The organism is Saccharopolyspora sp. 6M (assembly GCF_020176775.1).
In the GTDB taxonomy this organism is placed as follows: Bacteria; Actinomycetota; Actinomycetes; order Mycobacteriales; family Pseudonocardiaceae; genus Saccharopolyspora_C; species Saccharopolyspora_C gregorii.
The window spans coordinates 1-1832 of the sequence record NZ_JAIUJZ010000338.1 but is presented as its reverse complement, the minus strand read 5'-3'; the positions used below and the strand labels follow the sequence as shown (position 1 = coordinate 1832).

At 80.6% G+C, this 1832-nt stretch carries 1 pseudogene; it reads right to left on the bottom strand.

Annotated features, from left to right (window positions below):
• Positions 1 to 1832: pseudogene (locus LCD31_RS28685) on the bottom strand (hypothetical protein); the annotation flags it as partial.

Below are 1832 nucleotides of genomic sequence, written 5' to 3'. Positions count from 1 at the left end.
CCGGTCGCGTTCGGCGCGCAGGGCGTCCCGCAGCCCGGTGGCGCCGAGGCGCACGCCGTCGAGGGTGGCGGCGAACAGCTGCGCGTCCTCGCCGGGTTCCAGCCGCAGTTCCGCGCGGTCCGCGAGCACGTGGCGGCCGCCGTGCACGGCTTCGGCGAGCTTGCCGAGCGCGTCGGCGCGGTCCTTCGCGCCGTGCGGGAGCGCTTCCCAGGCACCGCTGATCTCGCGGGCCGCGGCGAGCACCGCACCGTCATCGTCCAATTCGGACAGTTCGATCCCGGCGTCGACCGCGAACCCGGCCGCGGCGTGCCTCCGCAACCGGTGGGCCGCGGCGTCGCGGGCGGCGCGGGCGGCCTCGTGCCGCGCGGTGTCGGCGGCGCGCCGGTGCTCCAGCGCGCCGAGCCGCCCGGCCACCTCGACGAGCCGGTCGGTCGACCGGTCCCGCCGCAGCTCCACGTCGTGCAGGCCGGCGCGCAGCTCGGCGAGCTCGTCCAGCACCTGCCGGTCCGCGGTGCCGAGGGCGGCGCGCACGGCGTCGGCGCGCTCGGCGCGGCGCAGCGCGTCCCGCTCGGCCTCCTCCGCTTCGGCGCGCCGTTCGGCGGCGACGTCCCGGGAGCGCCGCGCGACCTCGGCGGCGGTGTCGGCGGCGCGCCGTTCGGCGTCGGCGGCGAACCGGGCGTCGAGCCAGTCCGCGGCGGAGTCGGTGCAGGCCGCGACGCGCCGGTCCAGCTCGTCCAGCGCGGACCGGTCCGCGGGCCGCCCGAGTTCGGCGGCGAGCTCGGTGAGCCGGTCCCCTGCTCGCCGCGCGGCGTCCGCGGCCGCCGCGACCTGCTCGGCCCGGTGGTGCGCGAGGCCGTCGCGGGCGGCGGCCTCGGCTTCGGCGACGTCGGCGGCCCGGCGGGAGTCCCGCACCGCGCTGTCGTCGGGCGCGGCCTCCCACTCGGCGCGCAGCGCGTCCCGGCGGGCGTCCAGCGCACCGGCCGCGGTGTCGAGCTCGGCGAGCTCGGCCGCCACCTCCTCGATCCGCTCGTCCAGCGCGGCGTCGCGGCGCTTGCGGTCCCGGTCGCGGGCGGTGCTGCCGATCCGGGCGACCTCGGGCGCCGAACCGTCGCCGGTGAGCCCGGCGAGGCGCCACCTGCCGTCCGGCGCGATCGCCGCTTCCGGGGCGGTCTCCGCGCTGCGGTGCCTGCCCGCGCCCGCGGGATCCTCGGCCGGGTCCACCGACGCCGCGCCGTAGCCGATCCCGTGCAGCACGGCCCAGATCCGGTCCCGGTCCACCGGCCCGCCCGATTCGGGCCGCAGCACCTCCACCAGCGAGGTCCCGTCCACCGGACGCAGCCGGGCCGGGTCGAGCCGGGTGCCCTCGCCGTCGAGCACCCCGTCCGGGCCGACCCACGCGTCGAGCAGGCCCGCCGAGTGCAGCGCCGCCTCGACCTTGGCCTGCACGCCGGGGGTGGTGCCGCTGCGGAACGCCACCAGCCGCCACAGCGGGGCACCGGGGCGCTGCGGGTCCTCGGCCGGGTCCTCGGCCCGGTCGCGTCGCGCGGTGAGCTCGGCGTGCAGGGCCCGGCACTCGTCCCGGCGCGCGGTGGCCGCGGCGTGCGCACGCCCCAGCTCGGCCGCGGCGGTCAGGTAGCCGGGGTGCAGCAGCGCCAGCAGCGCGGCGCGGGTGCCGGCGCGCGCGGCGGCGTCGAGGTCGTCGACGGGTAGTTCCACCAGGCCCGCCGCCCAGTCCCGCACCCGCTGCGCCTGCGCGTCGAGCCGGTCGGCATGCGCCCGGGCGGCTTCGGCGCTGCGCTCGGCCGCGGCGGTCTGCTCGCCCCGGGCTTCCT